An 18,950-nucleotide genomic window follows, 5' to 3' on the forward strand; every position below is an offset into this window, starting at 1 on the left:
CGACCTTACCGTTGCGGCCCGGCGAGCGCTACGCTAACTGCGCTCAATGCGGCGACGAACTGCAACGGCTCGCCTTTATGCAGGATGAATCAATGACTTTTCTCGTGACCGGAGCTGCCGGCTTCATTGGCTACCACCTCTCGGAACGGCTGCTGTCGCGCGGCGAGCGGGTTATCGGGATCGATAACGTCAACGATTATTACAGCACGAAACTGAAGCGCGACCGCATCGCCGAACTCCAGCGGCGGCATAACGGTTTTACCTTCATCGAACAGGACTTCGCGGATTTCGACGGCCTGAAGGCCGCTCTCGCGCCGCACCGAATCGAGCGTATCGCGCATCTCGGCGCACAGGCCGGGGTCCGCTATTCCATCACGAACCCGCATGCCTACGTGCATTCGAACCTCGTGGGGCACCTCAATGTGATGGAGTATGCGCGGCATACGGACAGCGTCGAGCATCTCGTCTACGCGTCATCCTCATCGGTTTACGGCAAGAACGAGAAGCTGCCGTTTTCGGTGGAGGACCGCGTCGATCAGCCGATGTCGCTCTATGCGGCGACCAAGAAGGCCGACGAGCTGATGAGCGAGACCTACAGCCACCTCTACCGTCTGCCGCAGACGGGCCTCAGGTTCTTCACGGTTTACGGCCCCTGGGGGCGGCCCGACATGGCGATGTGGCTGTTTACCGACGCGATCCTGAAGGGCGAGCCCATCAAGGTGTTCAACGGCGGCGACATGCGCCGCGATTTCACCTATGTCGATGATATCGTTTCGGGAATCGTCGCCTGTCTCGACAATCCCCCGCCCGATGACGGCAGCGTCAAGGCAGGCGGATCGGTCAGCCCGCACCGCGTCTACAACATCGGCAACCATCGTTCCGAAGAGCTGATGCACATGATCGCGGTGCTTGAAAAGGCGGTGGGCAAGACCGCGATCAAGGAATTCGAGCCGATGCAGCCCGGCGACGTGAAGGACACGTTCGCCGATATTTCCGCGATCGAGCGCGATCTGGGCTTCCGTCCGACCACGTCGATCGAAGAGGGCGCGCCCCGGTTCGTCGCGTGGTTCCGCGCCTATCACGGCGTCTGAAGGGCGATGTCGCTGAACTACCTGCTCTGGGCGCTTTTCGGCCCCGCGGCCTGGTTTGTTTGGCTGACACTTCTCGCCGCCGCGTTCCTGCTTAGCGGCGCTCTGCGGCCTGCGCGCATAACGGTGGCGCTTCTTGCCCTCTGGGTCGTTCTGCTGGCGGTCCTGCCGACAGGGAACCTGCTGATGAAGCGGCTGGAGTCGGCGTATCCGCGCGCCGCGGCGCTGCCGGAACCGATCGATGCCGTGGTGGTGCTCGCCGGCGCGGAGAGGCTGCGGGCCTCAGCGCTGTCCGGCACGCTGGAATTCGGACCGCACGGTGAAAGGATCAGCGAAGCGCTCGCGCTCGCCCGGGCCTATCCGCAGACGAAGATATGGATCGTCGGCGGCATAGAGCACGGCGGACGCCGCGATATCGACTGGACGGCCGACTATTGGCAGCGGGCGGGTCTGGCGAAACACCGCGTGGGGAAGATCGCCGGAACGCTCGACACCTGCCAGAACGCGCGCGGGATCGCCGAGACCCTGCCCGGCAAGCGGGTGCTGCTCGTCACGTCAGGCTTTCACATGCCCCGCGCAATGGCCTGCATGAGAGCGGCGGGCGTCGATGCGATCCCCTACCCCGTGGACCGCCAGGCCAGCGATCGCAGCCTGTCCATCGCCTTCAACGAAAACGTCGAGCAGGCAGACCTCGCGCTTCACGAATACGCGGGGTTTGTCTGGTATCGGTTGACGGGCGCCCTATAGCTGCCAGCGGTCGACACCGGCCGGCAGGGCCTTGCCGCGCAAGGCTCCCTTGATGTCGGCAACAAGCCCGCCATCCTTCACGAGCCCCCCGATCACCGCCGGGTCCATCGCGAGATACTGGGCATGCGGAACAGCCAGCACCACCGCACTGTATTGCCGTGTCAAGGCGTCTACATCGAGCGTAAGTCCGTATTCGTGAACAGCTTCCTCGGCATCGGCAAGCGGGTCATGCACCGTGACGTTGTGGCCCAGCCACTTCAACCGCTCGATAACATCGACAACTTTGGAATTGCGAAGATCGGGCACATCCTCCTTGAAGGTAAGCCCCATCACGAGCACATCGCCGGCCTTGCGCAACCGGTCGTGCACCCGGTCCGCGACGTAAGCGCCCATGCTGTCGTTGATCGAACGCCCCGCCAGGATCACGCGCGGAAGCTGGCCGAGCTGCTGCGCCTTGTAGGCGAGGTAATAAGGGTCAACGCCGATACAGTGACCGCCGACGAGGCCCGGCCGGAACGGCAGGAAGTTCCATTTCGTGCCCGCCGCTTCGAGCACGTCGTATACCGACAGGTCGATTTTCTGGAAGATCTGCGTGATCTCGTTGACGAACGCGATGTTGATGTCGCGCTGCGCATTCTCGATGACCTTCGCCGCTTCGGCCGCCTTGATCGAGGCTGCGCGGAACACGCCGCCGGTCGTGACCTTGCTGTAGAGCGCCGCCACCTTTTCGAGCACTTCGGGGCTTTCGCCCGAAACCACCTTGATGATCTTGTCTACGGTGTGTTCGCGGTCGCCCGGGTTGATGCGCTCAGGAGAGTATCCGAGGAAAAAATCCTCCCCCTGCCGAAGACCGGAGACCTTTTCGATGAGCGGGCCGCATATCTCTTCGGTAACGCCGGGATAGACCGTGCTTTCATAAACGATCACGGGCTTCGAGGCCGCGTTGATCGCACCCGCGAGCGCGCGCGTTGCGCCTTCCACGGGCCCGAGATCGGGCTGGTTGGCGCGATCGACGGGTGTCGGCACGGTCACGATGATGAATGCAGCCTCCGCGCAGGATGACACATCGGACGCGTATTTGAGGCTGCTGGCCTTCAGGGTTTCGCTGTCTATCTCGCGTGTCGCGTCATGACCCTGCTTCAGCGCCGCGATACGGGCGGCATTGATATCGACGCCCACCGTGTCGAAATGACGGGCGAGCGCCACCGCGAGCGGCAAGCCGACATAGCCGAGGCCGACGACGACCACTTTCGTTGCAGCATCAAGGCTCATGCATTCTTTCCCACAGGTTTGGCGGCAGGCAACGTGCCCGCTGCGGCTAGTTCCGGTCCGCCAGAATCGCGACGGACGCGACGGCTGTCGCCAATTGCCCGAAAATGGTTGCAACATCGCGAACAATCCCCAGCGTTCGCAGCGGCTGCAGGTTTTTCGGCACGATGATCGTGCTCCCCGGCGGCACGACGGCATTGGACCGCCTCCAGAAGCTCGACCTCACAGGCTGCGCGCTGCCGTTCGGCAGAACCAGGAAGACGCGGCCGTCATCTGCGGTCGACTGCGTCCCACCCGCTTCGGAAACGTATTCGGAAACCGATTTTCCCGGCTGGAACTGAACGGCGCCGGGATTGGAAACATCGCCGAGCGCGAGGACATAGGTGGGCTTTTTCGGGATATGCAGCGTGTCGCCGCCATCGAGAATGGGATCGAGGTCCGGGCGCTGCGTGAGCACGCGGGGATCGGCCTCGACAACCATGCGCCCCACAGCCTGGGTTTCCGACAAGGTCCGGATCAGTTCGCCGGCAGCGACAATGGATTGTCCGTTCACGTTCTCCTGCGCCGCAAGCGCAAGGAGCGAGGTATTCAGTTCTCGCGCGGTGCGCTGAAACCCTTCCTGTTGCTGTTCGCGGACGCTCCTGCGCGTGAATATCGCGCCATAGGGATACGCCTGATCGCTGAGTCCTCCAGCGCGCGCGACGAGCTCGGAAAGGCGTTCGCCCTTGCGGATCGTATAAAGGCCCGGGCTGTTGAACTCGCCGGTCAGCAGCACGGCACCGGCTTCATATGCCGCGTTGTTCGCCGTTACGCGTATGTCGTCGCCGGCGCTCACGATGACATTGGCCAGCTGAGCCTCCTGGCCGTTCAGCATTTCATATCGCATGAACGCGCCGCTGGCCGGCGAGATATCCAGCACGGGATCGCGTACGTTCGCCATGACACCGTCTGAAGCAGAAATGAGCGTATCCGCAGAAATCGTGCTCGCCACCGGATAGGCTCCGGGCCGGCGAACGGCACCGCCCACGCTGACGCTGTGCTCGATCAAGACGGGAAGCAGTTCCGGCACGTCCTCGAAGACCGGCGGACACTCAATGTTTCTGGGCGACAGTGGATCGAAATCCGGCGCATTGCGCTGACGCGGGTCGTACTGACGCTGGTCGTTCCGCTGGGGATCGTTCTGCTCCCGATCAGCGCGTGGCAACTGCTCGAAGTCCTGCATCGGCCGCGCATTCATGGCCTCCAGAGACTGATCGGACCCACTCGTCCCGGCGCCCGTAAGCGCGCGACCGTCGCTCGCCGCAACGTCGCGGCCCTCGCGTTCAACCGTGATTGTGCCGCGTGTAATCACGTTGAAACGTGGCGACTGCGTATCCGCCACAAGGCTTTCAAGTTTCTCGAGCGCGAAGCACTGAGGTTTCGGATTTTCCTGCCCCAGGATTATCTGGCGCGTCGCGCTCGAATTCAGGAAGGCGATATCGTCTGCACTGAATACGTAAACCCGATCGTCACCGCGAAGCGCCACTGGCCGGCTGCGATCGAGCGCGCTGCGGAGATCGGCAGCTTCATAAGTGCGCATGCCCGTAACCGGGTTGCGCCGGATGATGATGGCCATGGGCATATACGTGCCGAGCCGCAAACCCTCCGACCCGCCGATCAGATCGGCAAGCGTGGGGACGGCGGAAAGTGCGCGCGGGCCGGGATTGCGCACATGGCCTGCCAATACGATCCGGTCCAACGCCGCGCCTGCGCTGCCGGAAAGCACCTGAACGCCATCTCCGGACCAGATGGCGGCGGCAGTGCCTTGCGGGCGGACGAAAATTTCGCGCCCGTCCTCGCCGATACGGCTGATCGAAATCTGGTAACCGCGTGGATAAAGCGCACCACCGGCATATGCGAGCACCTCGCTGACGCTGGCCGACCCATGAAGCTCGTAAATGCCGGGACGCGCCACGCTGCCGGTCACAGCCACCGTATTGCCCACCACGGGCACGACGATCCTGTCACCATCCTGCAGCCTCATGCGCGGCGCAGTACCGATACCGAGGAGGGCGTACAGATCGACGATCCGTGTCACACCGCCGCGCACGAGGCGAATATTGCGCAGGCTCCCCGCCTTGCGCACGCCGCCCGCCAGCGCAAGCGCATTGGCAACATCGGACAGTGCCGTCACCTGATACTGACCGGGCCGCTCCACCTCACCGCCGACGAGGACCGTCGCGGACCGCACGCCGCCCAGCGAAACGAAAACGTCAGTGCCGAGAAGGTTTTGACGCGTCGCTTCAGCCAAAGACGTCCGAACCGAGCCCAGTGTGCGACCCGCGGCGCGAATGGGCGGCAGGCTGGCGACGATCAGGCGGCCATCGCGCGCTACGCGGGCGTTATGGCTTGAATTGGTGGCGCCCTGAAACGTGACGACCAGTTCATCACCCGGGCCCAGCAAATAACCGTCCGAAACCTCGCCGGTGACAGAACCGGAACCGCCTTCGGAAACCCGGAACAGATCATAGCCGAACTGCCGAAGCGCCGGATCGCCGAGTCTTTCCCGATACTGTCGTTCCACCGGGGAAGGGAGATAAATGGAATCCAGCTGAATTCGCGATTGCTGACGACGCAGTTCGCGTTCTTCGCTGGTGATCTGAGACGTGGCGGGAAGCGTGACGCGGTCGCTCTGTTCGCGCGCCCGATCGACCTGCGCACCGGGATCCTGCGTACCCTGCAGCCGTCCCTGCAATTGTTCGATAACACGCGGATCGACTTGGGCTACTGCCGGAAAGGCAAAGCAAAGGATGAAGGACGCCTGCAGCAATCCCTGCACGGCCCTGGGCGCCAGGGCATGTACTGCATTCGACGCCCCGCGCACGATTGCCATGCCCAGCTCTCTCCCGATCAAAGTGGTTGTCACGCGTGATAGATAGCCGGGAAATACCAGTCAACTCGCCCCGGACGGTTGCCGAGGCAAGTGGCGGCGGAGGGCGGGCTCAATCCGAAAGGACGCTTTCGACAGCCGCCAGCGCCTCGCCATCAACGCGCTCCATATCCGCAGCCCCGCGATCCATCCGATACAGGCCTTTATCCGCGTGGTAGCGCTGATGAACGCTGCTCGCTTGACCCGGGGAAACGGGCGACGGCGTGATGAGAAATGCGGCGGCAATAACGGGTGCCGTAAATGCTTGTACACGCAATTTCATACAATAGGCCTGTGCTTGGGGTCGGGACGTAATCCCGAACTCTCTTTACTAAATGGCGGTCCCCAACCGCGAGCTCGACTAATGCGCAAGTATTACGAAATCAAGTCTTTAAACAACCATTTCGGCCGGCTGTTGGGTTTTACAGTCGAAGTGTGACTCTGAAACCATGACTGGTACGTATCGGTTTTTCACACCTTCTCCCGAAGCGCGATCCGTGCAAGATGCGTCAATATGGCTGACTCTTTTTTGCCGCCGTCACCGTTGTTCCTGCGCGAGGCCGAGGTCCGCCGGGGCATCGAACTTCTGTACTTCGGCTATTCCAGCCTGATCAAACACGCGGACGACAAGCTGGGGAGCACGCCCTATGGGCGAGCACATCACCGTTCGCTGTATTTCATAGCGCGGCAGCCGGGGCTCACCGTTTCCGAGTTGCTGAGGCTGCTCGACATCACGAAGCAATCGCTCGGACGGGTGCTCACCGACCTGCAGGACGGCGGACTTGTCGAGCAGAAGGTCGGTGAACGGGACCGGCGACAGCGGCGGCTGTTCCTGACCGATGCGGGCACGGCGTTCGAGCACGAACTCTTCGATCTTCTGCGACGGCGCATGGCCGAGGCCTATGCCGAAGCGGGGCAACAGGCCGTGGGCGGATTTTGGTCGGTTCTGCGCGGCCTGCTGCCCCCCGACCTGCGGGAGGCTGTCGCCGATCTGCAGCAGCGGGACTAGGGTGTGGACGCATCGTTTTTTGCGGAAAACCGGTTCCCACTTTTCCGCACGATGCTCTAGCGCCCTTCGGCGAGTTCCTTCGACCTGCCGGCGGCGGCGCGAACGGCGGCGCGGACCAGTGCTGGAAGGCCGGGATCCGCGTCGAGCGCTTCGAGGCCTGCCTGAGTGGTGCCGCCCGGCGAAGTGACGGCGGCGCGCAGATCGCGGGGGCTGCGGGGGTCGGCTTCGGCGAGCGCGGCGGCGCCGACGACGGTGGCGCGGGCCAGCTTTTCCGAGAGTTCAGGCGGAAGACCCGCAGCTTCGCCTGCGGCGGCGAGGGCCTCGATAAAACGGAAGACGTAGGCCGGGCCGGAGCCGGAGACGGCGGTGACGGCGTCGAACTGGTTTTCGGCTTCAAGCCAGACGACTGATCCGGTGCGTGCGAAGAGTTGCTCGATCGACACGCGTGCGTCGTCGGAGAGGCCGTTTGCGAAGAGCGCGGTGACGCCCTTGCCGACTGCGGCGGGCGTATTGGGCATCGCGCGGACGGTGATCGCATCGCCGGAAAACGCGGCGAGTTCGGCAAGCATGGTGCCCGCCATGATCGAGATGACAATCGTTTCGGGCCCGACAAGCGCCGGGAGCCCCGCAAGCGCGGCCGGGGCCACCTGAGGCTTGACCGCAAGCACGACCACATCGGGCGGCGGCGCGCCCTCAGGCAACGCCTGGAAAAGCTCGACCTCTGCGGGAACCACCGGCGAACCCGGATCGACGACGACGACGGCTTCGGCGGCATCCGCCCAGCTCGCCAGCAGCGCGCTCCCCATGTTGCCGCAGCCGATCAGCCACAGCGTTCGAATTTTGTTCTCGTTCTGCATAATCGATGCGCTCCTTAACCGGGCATCGCGGCAACCGCAATCGCGACTTTCGGAACCAATGCGCCCGCCCATTGTTATGTGGGAACCGAAGATAAGGAGATCGCTATGCAATCGAAGGTTTTTCGAGTCGCCACCGCAGCTGCGGCATTGACGGCTTTCAGCGCTCTTGCCGCGTGCAACAGCCCGACTGAAGAGGCAGCGGAAGACCGCGCAGACGTTATCGAGGATCAGGCTGATATCATGCGCGACAGCGCGGACGCGCAGGCCGATCAGATGGAAGACGCTGCCGACAACATGGATCCGACACTGGACGGCATCGATTCGCCCGCTGAGGAGGCGATGGACAATCAGGCCGACGCCGTTCGCGAGCAAGGCGAAGCCAAGGCCGATGCCATGGAAGACAAGGCCGACGCCGTGCGCGACGCCGCCGACCAGTAAAGCTGCGGTCTCTACTTTTTAAAAAACCCGGCGCCGCACCTGCGGGCCGGGTTTTTTTTCGTGCTCAAGCCGCCTGTCGAAGCGCCTCGCCGGGCCATTTCGCCCAAAGGGCCGCCGCCCGCGCGGCGACTTTTTTCGAAGCCTCTTCCTTCACCGGACCATAGCCGCGCACATCGAGCGGCAACGCGGCAAGGGACGTCGCAAGGCCGATATTGTCGGCACGGAGACCCGCGATCAGACGATCGAGATCGGCTTCGAAGGCAGGGATCGCTTCGCGCTCTTCCCTGCGCTCCTGCGAATATCCGAAAATGTCGAACGGCGTGCCGCGCAAACCCTTCAGCTTCGCCAGTATCCTGAACATCGGCATGATCCACGGGCCGAATTCATATTTCTTCGGACGTCCGGTACGCGGATCGGGCCGCGCGAACAGCGGCGGCGAAAGCTGCACCTTCATCTTGTAGTCGCCGCCGAACTGCTGCTGAATCGCCGCTGCAAAACGCCCGTCGGTGTAGAGCCGCCCGACCTCGTACTCGTCCTTGTAGGCCATCAGCTTGTAGAGCGACCGCGCCGCCGCCTGCGTCAGACACTCGGAATCGGGTTTGGCGGCCTGCTCTGCTGCGCGCACATCGGCGATCCGCTGCGCATAGCGCTGGCCATACGCCGCGTCCTGATAGGCCGTGAGATCCTTCACGCGGCGGGCGATGAGATCGTCCAGCGTTTCGGAAAGCGGCTCCGGCGCGGGGCCCTTCGCTTCCTCGACCATCGCCATCACCTTGTCCGGCCGGTGCGCGAGCATCCGCCCGAGCGCGAAGGCGCGCTTGTTGAAGGGAATGGCGACGCCGTTGAGGTCGATCGCCGCATCGATGCTGGCGAGCGCCAGCGGAACAAGCCCCTGCTGCCACGCATAGCCGAGCATCAGCATGTTGGTGCCGATGGCATCGCCAAGCAGTGCGGTGGCGATCTCGTCCGCCTTCACGAAGGTCGTGGCGTTCGGGTTCGCAGCCTTGCGGATCGCCCGCTCGATGGCGGCGTGCTGGAAATCGAGATCACGGTCGCGCACGAAATCGCTGACCGGCGAGATGTTCGCATTCGCGACCACCGCTGTGCGGTTCGGCAGCATCAGATTCTGCGCAGCCTTGTCCACCGCGACCACCGCATCGAAGGCGAGCACGAGATCCGCGGACCCCGCGATGATGCGCGGGCTGAGCAGCTGATCGCTGCGATCCGCGAGGCGGACGTGGCTGTAGACCGCCCCGCCCTTCTGCGCGAGACCGGCCATGTCGGCAGTTGTCGACGCCTTGCCTTCCAGGTGCGCGGCCATGCCGAGCAGCGCCGAGATGGTGAGCACGCCGGTGCCGCCGATGCCGGTGACGAAGATGTTGTAGCCGTGGCCGGGCGCATTCAGCGCCGGCTGCGGCACCTCCGACAGATCGACATCCGCAGACTTCGCCTTTTTGATCTGCGCGCCTTCCACCGTCACGAAGCTCGGGCAGAAGCCCTTGAGACAGGAGAAATCCTTGTTGCAGCTCGACTGGTTGATGCGGCGCTTGCGGCCGAATTCGGTCTCCACCGGCTCCACCGACACGCAGTTCGACTGCACCGAACAATCGCCGCAGCCTTCGCAGACGGCGGTGTTGATGAACACGCGGCGATCGGGATCGGGGAACTTGCCCTTCTTGCGGCGGCGGCGCTTTTCCGCCGCGCAGGTCTGGTCGAAGATGATGACCGTGGTACCCTTGGTGTCGCGGAACTCGTTCTGGATCGCGGGCAGATAGTCGCGGTCCTTCACCGGCACGCCCGAGACGGTCTCGCCTTCATAGCGCGACATGTCCTCGGTGAGGACGACGACTTTCTTCGCGCCTTCGGCAAGCATCTGCGCGGCGATCTGGCCGACCGAAATCTCGCCGTCATGCTGCTGGCCGCCGGTCATGGCGACGGCGTCGTTGTAGAGGATCTTGTAGGTGATGTTGACGCCCGCCGCGATCGACTGGCGCACGGCGAGACTGCCGGAATGGAAATAGGTGCCGTCGCCGAGATTCGCGAAGATGTGCGGCTCGTCGACGAACGGCGCCTCGCCGATCCACGGCACGCCTTCCCCGCCCATCTGCGTGAAGTTGCCCGTCTCGCGGTCCATCCACATCGACATGATGTGGCAGCCGATGCCGGCCATAGCGCGACTGCCTTCGGGCACCTTGGTCGACGTGTTGTGCGGGCAGCCAGAGCAGAAATAGGGCGCGCGCTTGGTCGGCGGCGTATAATTTTCCGACGTCTTCGCGCGCTCCTCGAAGAAGGCGAGGCTGGCGCGGATGCGATCGGTATCGTGATACTTCTGCATGCGGCTGGCGACGACATGCGCGATCATGCCGGGGGTCAGCTCGTTATCGGGATTGAGCAGCCACTCGCCCTGCTCGTCCTGCTTGCCGACGATGCGCGGGCGCACGTCCTCGCGCCAGTTGTAGAGCTGCCAGCGGACCTGATGCTCGATGAATTCGCGCTTTTCCTCGATGATGAGGATTTCCTCCAGCCCCTCGCAGAACTGGCGGATGCCGTCCGGCTCCAGCGGCCAGGGCATGCCGACCTTGTAGATGCGAAGGCCGATGTCGCGCGCGACCGCCGCGTCGATGCCGAGCGCGTCGAGCGCCTCCATCGTGTCGGCATAGGCCTTGCCGGTGGTGATGATGCCGAAGCGGGGCCGCGGCGTATCCCACACCGTGCGATCGATGCCGTTCGCCTTGGCGAAGGCCATCGCCGCGAAGCCCTTGTAGCGCTGCAGGCGGGTATCTTCCTCGCGCCAGATATCGCCTTCACGGATGCCGAGACCGCCTTCGGGCATTTCGAAATCACCCGGCATGATGATGCGGCGCTGTTCCTTGGCAAGATCGATCGTCGCCGAGGTTTCGACGGTATCGGCGGTCGCCTTGAAGCCCACCCACGTGCTGGCGAAGCGCGACATGGCAATGCCGAGAAGGCCGTATTCGACATATTCGTCGACGCTCGCCGGGTAGAGAAACGGCACGAAGGCGGCGAGGAAATTATGGTCCGACTGGTGCGGCAGCGTGGAGGACTTGGCGCCGTGATCGTCGCCCACAATGGCGAGGACGCCGCCGTGCTGCGAGGTGCCGGCCGCGTTCGCGTGCTTCAGCACGTCCATGGCGCGGTCGAGCCCGGGGCCCTTGCCGTACCAGATGCCGAACACGCCATCGAACTTGCGGTGCGGATTGAGCCCGACGTGCTGCGTGCCCCACACGGCGGTGGCGCCAAGCTCTTCATTGACGCCGGGGACGAAGCGGACGTCCTGCGATTCGAGAAGCTTTTTCGCGCGCCAGAGTTCCTGATCGTAGGTGCCGAGCGGGGAACCGCGATAGCCGGAAATGAAACCGGCGGTGTTGAGGCCCGCAGCGCGGTCGCGCGCCTTCTGGATGAGGGGAAGCCGGACCAGCGACTGAACGCCGCTCATGAACACACGCCCGTCTTCAAGCAGGTATTTGTCGCTGAGCGTGACGGCAGGTTTCGTGGACATAGGTCGATTCTCCCTCAATAGGTAAGCCATACTGCCTTAACCGCCGTCGCGCAAGAAAATTACAACGCGTTCAGGCCCGGTTTTTGGACGATCCGGGCATCGAAAGGCGAAAATTGAGGCAGATCGTGCTAAACAAACCTCTCCTTTGAGCAGAGTTTTTCGACGACGCGGGCAAAACGCCGACTGAAAGGCAGATTCTAGCGACTTTGCATGTTCACGGCCGCGCCCGGCATCCGCACTTCAAGTTCAGGCATATCCGCCGCTGTGTAAAGCTGGCAGGCCAGCCGGGAATGGCGCGATGCGCCCCAGGCGAAATCGAGCATGTCCTCTTCTTCGACGCTCGGACGCGGGAGCAGCGCGGCGTGCCGCTCGGCGACGATGACGTGACAGGTGGAGCACGCCATCTGCCCCTCGCAGACGCCTTCCAGCGGCTGATCGTGCGTCTGGGCGATCTCCAGCACACGCTCGCCCGGTTTCGCATCAACCTCGACGATGCGGGAACCATCGGCGGAAATGAAGCGCACCAGCGTCACGCCGCGCTCCTCCGCTGGAGCAGAACAGCATCGCCGATCATCGCGGCGGCGGTCCGCACATCGTCTTGCGTCGTAAAACGCCCCCATCCGATGCGCAGGCTCGCCTTTGCCTGCGCGCGGGACAGGCCGAGCGCTTCCAGAACATGGCTGTGGCGTCCCTGCGCGCTTGCGCACGCCGCGCCCGACGAAATGGAAATGCGGCGCAGATCCGCGATCAGGCGATCCCCATCCAGCCCTTCGAAGCGGACATTCATGTTCCCGCGCCAGCGCTGCGCCGTGCTGCCGTTGATGGCATGCGGCACGTGCAGCGCCGCCAGAAACGCATCCCACAGCGCCTCCACATGGGCGGCATCCTGCGCGATGCCTGCGCAGGCGATCTCGGCGGCCTTGCCGAAGCCGACCGCGAGCGGCGCCGCGAGCGTGCCGGAGCGCAGGCCCCCGCCCTCCTGACCGCCGCCGTGCATCTGCGGCTCCAGATCGAGCCCGGGGCGGATGACGAGCGCGCCGATGCCTTTCGGGCCGTAGACCTTGTGCGCCGACAGGCTCATCAGATCGATGCCGAGCGCGTGCATGTCGAGCGGAACCTTGCCGAAGGCCTGCGCGGCATCGCAGTGGAAAAGCGCATCCGCAGCGTGCGTCATCGCCGCGATTTCGGCGAAGGGCTGGATCACGCCGATCTCGTTGTTGACCGCCATCACCGAGACGAGCGCGACATCGGGACCGAGCGCTGCCCTGAGCGCTGCGAGATCGACGAGGCCGTCCGCGCCGACGCCGAGCACGGTGAGGGAAGCGCCTTGCGTTTCGAGGAAGCGGCCGGTTTCAAGCACGCAGCTATGCTCGGTCGCAATCGTGACAAGACGGCGACGCGCGGCGCGGGCCATGACGCCCTTCAGCGCCAGATTGTTGGATTCGGTCGCGCCGCTCGTGAAAACAACGGCTTCAGGCTGCATATTCAATAGGCGTGCGATGTGGCCGCGCGCGACATCCACTGCCGCTTCCGCCTCCCACCCGTAGCGGTGGCTGCTGTGCGGATTGCCGAACTTCGCAGTCCAGAACGGCGCCATCGCGGCAACAACGGCGGGGTCAGCGGGCGTTGTCGCCTGATAATCGAGGTAGATGTTCATGCCGCCTGCCGCGCCGCCGCGAGCGTTTCCCACACGGCGCAGAACGCATCGATTTCCGCTTCGGTCGTGCTCCAGCCCAGGCTGACGCGGATCGCCTCCGCAGCGCTCGCGGGCGGCATCCCCATCGCGGCGAGCACATGGCTGGCGCCGACCTTGCCCGACGAGCAGGCCGAACCGCTGGAAACGGCGATGCCCGCCATATCGAAGCGGATGAGCTGCGTGGCGGCGGGAATGCCGGGCATGCGGATCATGCTCGTTGTGGGGAGGCGAGGCGCGGACGCCGCGACGATCTCGGCGCCGAGCGCGGCGAGGCGGGCTTCCATGCGATCGCGCAGCGTGCCCGCGCGGTCGAGCCAGGCGGTGTCGGCGCGGCGCGCTTCGATCGCGGCGGCGAAACCGGCGATGCCGACGAGATTCTCGGTGCCGCCGCGAAGCCCCCGTTCCTGTCCGCCGCCTTTCTGGATCGCGGCGAAATCATCGGCGCAGCGCACGACAAGCGCGCCGACGCCGGGCGGGCCGCCGAGCTTGTGCGCCGAAACGGCAACGAAGTCGGCGGGCGGAAGCGGCAGCTTGCCGGCGGTCTGCACCGCATCGCACACGACGCGGGCACCGGCCGCGTGGGCGGCCTCGACGATTTCGGCGACAGGCTGGATGACGCCGGTTTCGTTGTTGGCGTGGCTGACGGCGAGGAGATCGCCGGGGAACAGCGCAGGCAAACACGGGACGCCGGTCGCATCGACCGCGACGATCTCTGCATCGGGCGCGGCGGCGAGGACGGCGGCATGTTCGGTCGCGAGGACGAGGCGGCGCTTCGCCACCGCCCCATTCAGCGCGAGGGCAAGCGCCTCGGTGCCGCCGCTCGTGAACACAAGCTGCTGCGGAAAGGCGCCGAGCGCGGCGGCGATGCGGTCGCGGCTATCCTCCAGAAGCGCCTTCGCGCGCCGCCCCTCGGCATGCACGGACGAGGGATTTGCCCACGCGCGCGCGGCCTCCGCCATCGCATCCAGGGCGGCGGGATCCATCGGCGCGGTCGCGTTCCAGTCGAGATAGAGTCGCGTCTTCAAATTCAAACCTTGCCGCTGCCGCGACTCATCATTGAGTCCGGACGGATGTTTCCTATATAGGCATGCGCTTTCATGCGCACAGTATCAGGACCATAGATGCCCGAAGTGATTTTCCCCGGACCGGAAGGCCGGCTCGAGGGACGCTACCAGCCCGGCAACAAGCCGCGCTCGCCCGTTGCGATCCTGCTCCACCCGCATCCGCAGGGCGGCGGTACGATGAACAACGCGATCGTGCAGGCGATGTATCAGTCGTTCGTGAAGCGCGGCTTCGCGACGCTGCGCTTCAACTTCCGCGGTGTCGGTCGCAGCCAGGGCATGTTCGACCAGGGCATCGGCGAGCTTTCGGACGCGGCGAGCGCGCTCGACTGGCTGCAGCAATTCAACCCCGAAGCGCCCGTCACGTGGGTCGGCGGGTTCAGCTTCGGCGCGTGGATCGGCATGCAGCTGCTGATGCGGCGGCCGGAGATCAAGGGCTTCATCTCGGTGGCGCCGCCCGCGAACATGTATGACTTCGGCTTCCTGGCCCCCTGCCCGTCCTCGGGCCTGATCGTCCAGGGCCTCGCCGACGAGGTGGTCGCGCACGGCGCGGTTCAGAAGCTCGTCGACAAGCTGAAGACGCAGAAGCACATCACGATCACCTACGAGACCATCCCCGGCGCGAACCATTTCTTCGCCAACGAGATGACCGAACTGATGAGCGTGATCGACCCCTATCTCGACATGCGGCTCGCGACCGACCGTTAAGGTCGGCCGCGCCACAGCTTCAGGCGATCTTGCGGATCCACCCGCGCTCGTCGTTCGACTCGCCGCGCTGGATGCCGACGAGGGCTTCGCGGAGCTTCTGCGTGACCGGGCCGGCCGTGGAGGCATCGCCGATGCTGAATTCGCCGCCCACGAAACGCACCTTGCCGATCGCGGCGACGACCGCCGCAGTGCCGCAAGCAAACACCTCGCGCAGACGGCCGCTTTCCGCGTCAGCCTTCCACTCGTCGAAGCTGTAGGGCTTTTCCTCCACCTTCACGCCGTCGGCGCGCGCCAGTTCGATGAGCGAGGCGCGCGTGATGCCGGGAAGAATCGTGCCGAGCGGCGGCGTGACGATGCTGCCGTCGTCCATCACGAAAAAGACGTTCATGCCGCCCAGTTCCTCGACCCAGCGGCGCTCCGCCGCATCGAGAAACACGACCTGATCGCAGCCCTGCCGAATCGCTTCGGCCTGCGCGATGAGGCTGCCCGCATAATTGCCGCCGCACTTCGCCGCGCCGGTGCCGCCCGTCGCCGCGCGCGTGTAGGTATCGGACACCCAGATCGTGACCGGCTTGCCGCCGCCCTTGAAATACGGCCCGACGGGGCTCGCGATCACGCAGAAGATGTAGTGCGCGGCGGGCCTGACGCCGAGGAACACTTCATCGGAAAACATGAAGGGGCGGAGATAGAGGCTGCCGTCGCCATCGGGAATCCAGTCGCGATCGGCGGCGACGATCTTCTCGACCGCCTCGAGAAACAGGTCTTCGGGGATCTGCGGCATCGCCATGCGCGCCGCCGATTCGTTGAAACGCCGTGCGTTCTGTTCGGGGCGGAACATCGTGATCTCGCCGCCGCGCCCGCGATAGGCCTTCATGCCTTCGAAGATTTCCTGCGCGTAGTGCAGCACCGCGCTTGCCGGATCGAGCGAGAACGGCGCGCGCGGGCGAAGCTCCGCATCGTGCCAGCCTTTGCCCTCGGTCCACTCGATCGTCACCATGTGATCGGTGAAGAGCTTTCCAAAGCCGGGGTCTTCAATCAGCTTCGCACGCTCCGCAGCGGGGACCGGCGTTGCAGGGGTGACGCGGAATTCAAGACCGGATGTCATGGTGCTCTCCTAATACTCGCTATGTCGGCACGCGGTCCCAGCGCCTGCTCGTGCGCTGCCTTAGAAAATTGCGTGGGGCTTTGGCAAGCCACTGTCCATACAGATGTGTCAGGAACGGAAGACGATACCGCCCACGGTGGGCGCCGGAACGCCCGTGGTGCCGGGAAAGCTGATCGGCAGATCGCAGAGCCTGCGGACGGCCATATAGGCAAACCCCTCCGCTTCCATCGCATCGCCGCGCCAGCCGACAGCTTCCACGGGATCGGCGGGAATGCCGGTGCGCGCGGCGAGCATCCGCATCAGCGTGGCGTTATGCCGCCCGCCGCCGGTAACGAGCAGCCGCGCCGGACGGGCCGGAAGATGATCGAGCCCCAGCCGAACGGTCTCCGCCGTGAACGCGGTGAGCGTCGCCGCGCCGTCCTCGAACGACAGGCCGCTGACGGCGTTCAGAGAAAACGCCTGGCGGTCGAGCGATTTGGGCGGCGGCGCAGCGAACCAGTCGACGCCCGCCATGCGCGCCAGCACCTCCTCGTGGACCACCCCCGACGCCGCGATCGCGCCGCCCGCATCGTGGCTGAGCCCGCGCGCAGCGAGCACCCAGTCGTCGATGAGCGCGTTGGCGGGGCCGGTATCGAAGGCGATCATGGCATCGTCCGCGCCCAGGAACGTGATGTTGCCGACACCGCCGAGGTTGAGCACGGCGACCGGACCGCCAAGCCCGGAAGCCAGCGCGCGGTGATAGACGGGAAGCAGCGGCGCGCCCTGCCCGCCCGCCGCGACGTCGGCTGAGCGCAGGTCCGCGACCACCGGAATCCCGAGCGTCTGCGCAAGACCCGCGCCGTCGCCGATCTGCCAGGTCCAGCCGCGCTCCGGGCGGTGCGCGATGGTCTGCCCGTGGAAACCGACGACGTCCGCAGGCGCACCCTTCAGCAAAGCGCGCACGGCGTCGGCGTGGAGCGCGGTGATCTCTTGCGCCGCCGCGTCGATCACCGGGTCTGCGCCCGGCATCTCGATCGCAAGCGCGCGTTCGATCGACGCGCGGAGCTTTTCGCGGGTCGTGTCGGCATAAGGAACGCTGAGGAAGCCGAGCGGGCGGACATGCGACTCGCCGTCGGTTTCGATCAGCGCGGCATCGATGCCGTCCATCGACGTGCCTGACATCAGACCGACGGCGCGATAAAGCCCGCTACTCATACGCTCACCCTCATGCTATCGCCCGCCCGCTATGACCCAATTCACGTCCGACCTCCTACGCCTGCTCGATGCACGCGGCTATATCCATCAGCAGACCGACGCTGCGGCGCTCGACGCGCTCGCGGCGAAGCAGGTGATCCCGGGCTATATCGGCTTCGATCCCACGGCGCCCTCGCTGCATGTCGGCAGCCTTGTGCAGATCATGCTGCTGCGGCGGCTTCAGCAGGCGGGGCACAAGCCGATCGTGCTGATGGGCGGCGGCACCGGCAAGATCGGCGACCCGAGCTTCAAGGACGAGGCACGGCGGCTGATGACGACCGAGACGATTGCGAGCAACGTTGCCTCGATCAAGCGCATCTTTGAGAAGTTCCTGAGCTTCGGCGACGGGCCGACCGACGCGATCATGGTCGACAATGCCGACTGGCTCGACCGCCTCGAATACATTCCGTTCCTGCGCGATATCGGCCAGCATTTCTCGGTGAACCGGATGCTGAGCTTCGATTCGGTGAAGCTGCGGCTGGAGCGCGAGCAGTCGCTGAGCTTCCTGGAATTCAACTACATGATCCTGCAGGCCTACGACTTCCTCGAACTGTCGCGCCGCGCGGGTTGCCGCCTGCAGATGGGCGGATCCGACCAGTGGGGCAACATCGTGAACGGCGTCGAACTCGCCCGCCGCGTGGACGGCGCCGAAGTGTTCGGCGTGACGACGCCGCTGATCACCACCGCCGACGGCGGCAAGATGGGCAAGACGATGGCGGGCGCCGTGTGGCTGAACGAGGAGTCGCTGCCGGCCTACGACTACTGGCAATTCTGGCGGAACACGCACGATGCCGACGTGGGCCGCTTCCTGAAGCTGTTCACCGACCTGCCGCTGGATGAAATCGCGCGTCTCGAAGCGCTGGAAGGCGCGGAGATCAACGCCGCCAAGGAAGCGCTCGCGAACGCGGCGACAGCGATGTGCCGGGGTGAACATGCGGCCCAAGGCGCGGCGGAGACCGCGCGTGCGACGTTTGCCGGAGGCGGCGCAGGCGAGGATTTGCCGCACATCTCCGCCACGGCCGCGATCCCGCTCGTCGATGCGCTCGTCGACCTCGGCCTCTCCGCCTCCAAGGGCGAAGCACGGCGCCTCATCACGCAGGGCGGCGCGCGCGTGAACGGCGAAGCGGTGACGGACGCAGCCGCCACGGTTTCAGGCCCCGGCGCGGTGCGCGTGTCGGCAGGCAAGAAACGGCACGGGGTCGTGAACTTCCGGTAGGCTAGGTGTTTAGTCCCTCGTTTTGATGGTGCGGTTCTCTGATAAACCGTTTTGGCTGCTCGGACCATATTTTGCAGACATATTCATATGGGGTG

16 protein-coding genes are annotated in these 18,950 nt (G+C 64.9%); 6 read left to right on the plus strand and 10 right to left on the minus strand.

Going from position 1 to position 18,950, the window contains the following annotated elements; all coding sequences use genetic code 11:
- Positions 1-92 precede the first annotated feature (92 nt).
- Positions 93-1,091 carry a GDP-mannose 4,6-dehydratase gene (locus tag GGQ98_RS10645; protein ID WP_184069259.1) on the plus strand — a complete coding sequence of 333 codons (999 nt, stop codon included), beginning with the start codon at positions 93-95 and terminating at the stop codon, positions 1,089-1,091.
- Positions 1,092-1,097: 6 nt separating this feature from the next.
- Complete coding sequence (locus GGQ98_RS10650; protein ID WP_184069261.1) at positions 1,098-1,835, plus strand: YdcF family protein; 738 nt, start codon at positions 1,098-1,100, stop codon at positions 1,833-1,835.
- Here GGQ98_RS10650 and GGQ98_RS10655 read toward each other — a convergent pair.
- From GGQ98_RS10655 to GGQ98_RS10665, 3 genes are all read right to left on the minus strand, one after another.
- Positions 1,830-3,107: a nucleotide sugar dehydrogenase gene (locus tag GGQ98_RS10655; RefSeq protein WP_184069263.1), complete on the minus strand. Its 1,278-nt coding sequence runs from the start codon at positions 3,105-3,107 to the stop codon at positions 1,830-1,832. The genes GGQ98_RS10650 and GGQ98_RS10655 overlap by 6 nt on opposite strands.
- A 46-nt stretch (positions 3,108-3,153) precedes the next feature.
- Positions 3,154-5,976 carry an SLBB domain-containing protein gene (locus GGQ98_RS10660; RefSeq protein WP_184069265.1) on the minus strand — a complete coding sequence of 941 codons (2,823 nt, stop codon included), beginning with the start codon at positions 5,974-5,976 and terminating at the stop codon, positions 3,154-3,156.
- Positions 5,977-6,085: 109 nt separating this feature from the next.
- Positions 6,086-6,295: a hypothetical protein gene (locus GGQ98_RS10665; RefSeq protein WP_184069267.1), complete on the minus strand. Its 210-nt coding sequence runs from the start codon at positions 6,293-6,295 to the stop codon at positions 6,086-6,088.
- Between the two features lie 231 nt (positions 6,296-6,526).
- Between GGQ98_RS10665 and GGQ98_RS10670 the strand changes: the two genes are divergently transcribed.
- Positions 6,527-7,021, plus strand: coding sequence for a MarR family winged helix-turn-helix transcriptional regulator (locus GGQ98_RS10670; protein WP_184069269.1), 495 nt, complete (start codon positions 6,527-6,529; stop codon positions 7,019-7,021).
- Between the two features lie 56 nt (positions 7,022-7,077).
- Here the strand turns inward: GGQ98_RS10670 and proC are convergent, their stop codons facing one another.
- Complete coding sequence (gene proC / locus GGQ98_RS10675) at positions 7,078-7,878, minus strand: pyrroline-5-carboxylate reductase (RefSeq protein ID WP_184069271.1); 801 nt, start codon at positions 7,876-7,878, stop codon at positions 7,078-7,080.
- A 105-nt stretch (positions 7,879-7,983) separates the two neighbouring features.
- Between proC and GGQ98_RS10680 the strand changes: the two genes are divergently transcribed.
- Positions 7,984-8,316, plus strand: coding sequence for a hypothetical protein (locus tag GGQ98_RS10680; RefSeq protein WP_184069273.1), 333 nt, complete (start codon positions 7,984-7,986; stop codon positions 8,314-8,316).
- Between the two features lie 64 nt (positions 8,317-8,380).
- Here GGQ98_RS10680 and GGQ98_RS10685 read toward each other — a convergent pair whose 3' ends face one another.
- From GGQ98_RS10685 to GGQ98_RS10700, 4 genes are all read right to left on the minus strand, one after another.
- Complete coding sequence (locus tag GGQ98_RS10685; RefSeq protein ID WP_207791350.1) at positions 8,381-11,836, minus strand: indolepyruvate ferredoxin oxidoreductase family protein; 3,456 nt, start codon at positions 11,834-11,836, stop codon at positions 8,381-8,383.
- A 197-nt stretch (positions 11,837-12,033) separates the two neighbouring features.
- Positions 12,034-12,369: a 2Fe-2S iron-sulfur cluster-binding protein gene (locus GGQ98_RS10690; RefSeq protein ID WP_184069277.1), complete on the minus strand. Its 336-nt coding sequence runs from the start codon at positions 12,367-12,369 to the stop codon at positions 12,034-12,036.
- Positions 12,366-13,493: a cysteine desulfurase family protein gene (locus GGQ98_RS10695; RefSeq protein ID WP_184069279.1), complete on the minus strand. Its 1,128-nt coding sequence runs from the start codon at positions 13,491-13,493 to the stop codon at positions 12,366-12,368. The genes GGQ98_RS10690 and GGQ98_RS10695 overlap by 4 nt, the downstream gene beginning before the upstream one ends.
- Positions 13,490-14,557, minus strand: coding sequence for a cysteine desulfurase family protein (locus GGQ98_RS10700; RefSeq protein WP_184069281.1), 1,068 nt, complete (start codon positions 14,555-14,557; stop codon positions 13,490-13,492). Before GGQ98_RS10700 ends, GGQ98_RS10695 begins: the two co-directional genes overlap by 4 nt.
- A 96-nt stretch (positions 14,558-14,653) precedes the next feature.
- Here GGQ98_RS10700 and GGQ98_RS10705 point away from each other — a divergent pair, with 96 nt between their 5' ends.
- The gene (locus GGQ98_RS10705) at positions 14,654-15,301 is read left to right on the plus strand and encodes an alpha/beta hydrolase (RefSeq protein ID WP_184069283.1); all 648 of its coding nucleotides are present in this window, start codon (positions 14,654-14,656) and stop codon (positions 15,299-15,301) included.
- A gap of 19 nt (positions 15,302-15,320) precedes the next feature.
- Here GGQ98_RS10705 and GGQ98_RS10710 read toward each other — a convergent pair whose 3' ends face one another.
- Entirely contained in the window at positions 15,321-16,406 is a 1,086-nt protein-coding gene (locus GGQ98_RS10710; RefSeq protein WP_184069285.1) for a branched-chain amino acid aminotransferase, read from the minus strand.
- Positions 16,407-16,514: 108 nt separating this feature from the next.
- Positions 16,515-17,600, minus strand: coding sequence for an anhydro-N-acetylmuramic acid kinase (locus GGQ98_RS10715; protein WP_184069287.1), 1,086 nt, complete (start codon positions 17,598-17,600; stop codon positions 16,515-16,517).
- Positions 17,601-17,631: 31 nt separating this feature from the next.
- Here GGQ98_RS10715 and tyrS point away from each other — a divergent pair, with 31 nt between their 5' ends.
- Entirely contained in the window at positions 17,632-18,855 is a 1,224-nt protein-coding gene (gene tyrS / locus GGQ98_RS10720; RefSeq protein ID WP_184069289.1) for a tyrosine--tRNA ligase, read from the plus strand.
- The last annotated feature ends 95 nt before the right edge of the window (positions 18,856-18,950 follow it).

The sequence above is a fragment of the Sphingosinicella soli genome (assembly GCF_014199685.1).
Classification (GTDB): Bacteria; Pseudomonadota; Alphaproteobacteria; order Sphingomonadales; family Sphingomonadaceae; genus Sphingosinicella; species Sphingosinicella soli.

Excerpts from the sequence above, each read along its gene's own strand:
- GGQ98_RS10685 (WP_207791350.1), bottom strand. The coding sequence starts at position 11,836 with ATGTCCACGAAACCTGCCGTCACGCTCAGCGACAAATACCTGCTTGAA.
- GGQ98_RS10655 (WP_184069263.1), bottom strand. The coding sequence starts at position 3,107 with ATGAGCCTTGATGCTGCAACGAAAGTGGTCGTCGTCGGCCTCGGCTAT.
- GGQ98_RS10705 (WP_184069283.1), top strand. The coding sequence starts at position 14,654 with ATGCCCGAAGTGATTTTCCCCGGACCGGAAGGCCGGCTCGAGGGACGC.
- GGQ98_RS10670 (WP_184069269.1), top strand. The coding sequence starts at position 6,527 with ATGGCTGACTCTTTTTTGCCGCCGTCACCGTTGTTCCTGCGCGAGGCC.
- GGQ98_RS10710 (WP_184069285.1), bottom strand. The coding sequence starts at position 16,406 with ATGACATCCGGTCTTGAATTCCGCGTCACCCCTGCAACGCCGGTCCCC.
- GGQ98_RS10695 (WP_184069279.1), bottom strand. The coding sequence starts at position 13,493 with ATGAACATCTACCTCGATTATCAGGCGACAACGCCCGCTGACCCCGCC.
- GGQ98_RS10715 (WP_184069287.1), bottom strand. The coding sequence starts at position 17,600 with ATGAGTAGCGGGCTTTATCGCGCCGTCGGTCTGATGTCAGGCACGTCG.
- GGQ98_RS10645 (WP_184069259.1), top strand. The coding sequence starts at position 93 with ATGACTTTTCTCGTGACCGGAGCTGCCGGCTTCATTGGCTACCACCTC.
- proC (WP_184069271.1), bottom strand. The coding sequence starts at position 7,878 with ATGCAGAACGAGAACAAAATTCGAACGCTGTGGCTGATCGGCTGCGGC.
- GGQ98_RS10660 (WP_184069265.1), bottom strand. The coding sequence starts at position 5,976 with ATGGCAATCGTGCGCGGGGCGTCGAATGCAGTACATGCCCTGGCGCCC.
- GGQ98_RS10665 (WP_184069267.1), bottom strand. The coding sequence starts at position 6,295 with ATGAAATTGCGTGTACAAGCATTTACGGCACCCGTTATTGCCGCCGCA.
- tyrS (WP_184069289.1), top strand. The coding sequence starts at position 17,632 with ATGACCCAATTCACGTCCGACCTCCTACGCCTGCTCGATGCACGCGGC.
- GGQ98_RS10680 (WP_184069273.1), top strand. The coding sequence starts at position 7,984 with ATGCAATCGAAGGTTTTTCGAGTCGCCACCGCAGCTGCGGCATTGACG.
- GGQ98_RS10650 (WP_184069261.1), top strand. The coding sequence starts at position 1,098 with ATGTCGCTGAACTACCTGCTCTGGGCGCTTTTCGGCCCCGCGGCCTGG.